This window comes from Gilliamella sp. wkB292, from assembly GCF_001690235.1.
GTDB classification, from domain to species: Bacteria; Pseudomonadota; Gammaproteobacteria; order Enterobacterales; family Orbaceae; genus Gilliamella; species Gilliamella apicola_F.
Genome location: NZ_LZGO01000042.1, coordinates 1 through 3805 on the forward strand (window position 1 = coordinate 1; position 3805 = coordinate 3805).

2 protein-coding genes are annotated in these 3805 nt (G+C 32.6%); both read right to left on the bottom strand.

What is annotated here, in order from left to right; all coding sequences use genetic code 11:
- Nucleotides 1-374: 374 nt before the first annotated feature.
- Complete coding sequence (locus tag A9G09_RS04190; RefSeq protein WP_065633655.1) at nucleotides 375-2678, bottom strand: TonB-dependent receptor; 2304 nt, start codon at nucleotides 2676-2678, stop codon at nucleotides 375-377.
- 106 nt (nucleotides 2679-2784) lie between these two features.
- On the bottom strand, nucleotides 2785-3636 hold the full coding sequence (locus A9G09_RS04195; RefSeq protein ID WP_065633656.1) for a hemin ABC transporter substrate-binding protein: 852 nt from the start codon (nucleotides 3634-3636) through the stop codon (nucleotides 2785-2787).
- Nucleotides 3637-3805 lie beyond the last annotated feature (169 nt).

The window sequence follows — 3805 nt, forward strand, 5'->3', positions numbered from 1 at the left end:
TTTATATAACCTTTATAACCAATCATTTTAACTGCAATCAAATCGTTTCATAATGACTCTTTACTCAAACCTTTGTAAGTTAATTCGCTTATTATTTTGTTGTTACTTCGCCTTTATAATAATAAAAAGTTTATCTTCTATGTGTAAAATCTGTTGTGTGATTTATTTTTTAGCACATAGAATAAAAATCTACATAATTGTTTATAAATTGACCAGTTATAGGCTTTTTAGAGCCATTAACAATTTTTATCGACATTTGTAAATCATGTATTTTCAGTTTTTATACATTTGCATTGTGGATAATTTTAAATGTATTACTGTAAAATTAAACAAAGTCAGGTTCGACCTGACTTTGATAGTAAATATTGTTGCGATTAAAAATCAATATCTAAACCTAATTGGAAAGTTCTCCCTGGTGCTGTAAACATATCAAGATATTTATGATCAGAGGTACTATATAGCTTATTATTACTTAAGTAATCCCAATATTTTTGATTGGTAAGATTATAAATACCGCCGCTTAATTTAACATTCTTGCTTATGTTAACATAACCGGTAAGATCGATAATGCCGTGACCAGGTACTCTAAAATACTCGTCTGTTGAGTCAGTGATTGGTTTACCATCATTTCCATACGATTCACGATTAGTCGATTCCGCTTTTTTCCCTTTTTGTAGCGTTGTTGTAATGGCAACCCCATAAAATTTATTTGGATCATCCCAAGCTAAACCAATTACACTTTTTAATGGTGCAATAGAGTCCATTTCGACATTTTTATCGCCTAAATAATTGGATTTTGATTTACCTTGGTTATAACCGATTGCAAATCTAGCACTTAGACCATTAACCGCATTAGACCAAGTACCAAAATTAAATTCACTACTTAGTTCAGCACCATAAATATAAGCTTTATCGCGGTTTTCGGCTTGGTATACGATACGATTACCCGTGCCAACAAAATCTTTTTTATAACGAGTATAAGCTATAAAATTTTTATAGCGATTATAGAAAACGGCTGATGATAACGTTATTCCTGAAACAGGATGTCCTTTTAAACCTAATTCAAAGTTATTACTTGTTTCGGTTTTTAGGTTAGAGTCACCAACCAAAACATACATCTTACTATGAGCTAAATAAGAACCGTATAATTGATTTTGATTCGGCATTTGCGCACTACGTTTATATTGTAAGTAGGCAGTAAAATCAGGATTAATATCGTACATCAATGCAAGTGACGGTAAAATTTGGAAATCGCTATTATCACTGTATTGTTTGCTCAAATTAGATGAGTTGATACCAGTCACAGACATATTATCCAAATTACGCGGCTTAGTATTTTGGTATATAGCCCTAACACCCGGAACCAAATAGTAGTTATTTGTTTCGTTATAGTTAAAGCTAATACGGTCTTCAACAAATCCACCTATTTGATAAGAACGGCTATCGGCTTGAGGTTTAGTATAGTCACCATCAGGAAAGAGATTACTATTTTCAGATTTAGCAGAAGTATAAAACGGTGATTCGTCTTCACTCCATTTAGCATTTAAACCAGCACTAATTTTCTGATTTTCGTAACTTTTTAATAACGTTGTAATAAAGTTATAAGTCTTAGTGTTATAGTTGGTTTGAGTATTAAAGTTGCCTTTAGTTTTGTGGCGTAGATCAGTATCATCATAAACATTAGTACGTTGATAACTTAATTGAGTCGTTAATATATCGATCCAGCTAAGGTCGGTTGGGCGCCACTGATCTTTGATAGATAAATTGAAGCGATTATTTTTACTTCTTTGGTGATCAAAAGATTCTATCTTTTTACCGTACCTGTCCCATGTATCATAATGGGAATTTTTGGTTTTACTGTTAAAGTCGATGGTTGTATTTAATAAATGCTCATCGGTCATTTGCCAGCCAAAACCGGCTAAAATGGAATTGGAGTGCCAATTTTCAGGATAACTGCTAATAGAATCCCCATGATTTCTTGTTTGTTGCCCATCACGACGACTCAAAACTAATATACCATTAAGATAATCATCACCACCCGCCATAGTTAGCCCTTGATGATAACTATGATCTGCTGAATCGTAGTTATTTTGGAAACCAAAATAACTTGTTTTACCTGGGTATAAGTAGTAACTTGCTGTTTTGGTTTGGAATGAAACTGATCCCCCCAAAGCATTATTAGGATTGCCAACCGAGGTTGCACCAGATTGAATATCGACCTTATTGTACATATAAGTATCAATATAATCACGCCCGATACCATAAGAACCAAAACCAGCTCGGCCTACTGAATTTACGCGTCCTTGTGCAATGGGTAAAGGCATTCCATCAATATCAATTGATACGCGGTTTGCATCTAAACCGCGGATGTTATAACCGGTAAATCCACCTCTATCCCAACTACTTTTACCACTTCCTGAACCAGAAATAGTGCCTGAAGCCGAAATCAGGGGTTGATAACGCATAATGGTACCAAAATTTGTTCCGCCATCACGTCTAATATCTTGTTCAGAAATTTCAGTATTTGTGCCGGGTTTTTTGAATGCTTCATGAGCGGTGACAGTCATTGTGTCATTAATTTTATCGTCATCATGTTTTTCAGCGGCGATACTTGGGACTGCAAAAGTCAGCCCCAAAGCCAGCGTGCTGGTTTTTTTTAAATTTGTAAAATTGAACATTGTAATCCTTTTAGACTTAGTACATTAAATAAAATGATTCACTTCAATTGCTTCTAATTTATGGTCAAAACATTATTAATAATTTATATAAAAATCAGTATGAACTTCATTTTGGATAAAAGCTTTGGTATAAAATTTTTGTAATCTCATCAACTCTGGGTCCTATCCCAAAAAGATATTGATCATCAATAACAGTAATACGGTGGTTTTTGTAAGCATCTGTTTCTGTAATACCCGGAATAGTATTGATTTTGTCTAAACCGCCTAACTGTTCAATAGAGTGAGTATTAAATACAATAACCTGAGGATTCATAACAATTAGCGATTCAGGGGTATAACTTTTATAACTTGTATGTGTGGCTAAATTTTCACCACCAGCAATAGTGATTAACGCATCCGCTGTCGTATTTTTACCCGCAACTGAATTGGTTCCCGCCATGCTCATTAAGAAAAGCACTTTTGTTTTTTCATGATGATTAGAAATATCTTTTTGGATTTGTGAAAGATTGGTTTTAATTCTATTGATTAATTGCTGTCCTTGAGTTTTTTTATTTAATTTATCAGCGATTTTATCAATATTTTCATATAGTAAATCAACAGTACCAGGTATTCGGTTTAACGCCAATACACTTACCTTAGCATTGGCAACTTGAGCAAAAATATTATCAGGTTCAATATCTTTAAATGCGATAAAAAGAGAGGGATGTAATGATAAAATTCCTTCAATATTTAATAATTTCCAATAACCAATTTGAGGTAGATTTTTTACTGATTCAGGGTAGGTACTTGTTTTATCAATTCCAACAACTTGCTCACCAGCACCTAGGGCATAAACAATTTCAGTTAAGCTTGCCCCTGCAATAACGATTCTTTCATTAGCAAAGCTATGATTTATCAAACTATTGAAAACAAAGATGAATAGTAACGCACTTATTTTTGTCATAATTTTTTTTAACATTTAACACTCCCTGTGTCTCAGTATAGAGGGTAGTAATATAGTGAAAATGATAACTATTATCAATATTATCCTATAAATTATTTTATCGTTTTTATTAGTCATCATATTTTTTTATTAAAAAAATTAGATAAATATCAATTAATTATAAAATAAATAAATAAAAAATATT

Excerpts from the sequence above, each read along its gene's own strand:
- A9G09_RS04190 (WP_065633655.1), bottom strand. The coding sequence starts at position 2,678 with ATGTTCAATTTTACAAATTTAAAAAAAACCAGCACGCTGGCTTTGGGG.
- A9G09_RS04195 (WP_065633656.1), bottom strand. The coding sequence starts at position 3,636 with ATGTTAAAAAAAATTATGACAAAAATAAGTGCGTTACTATTCATCTTT.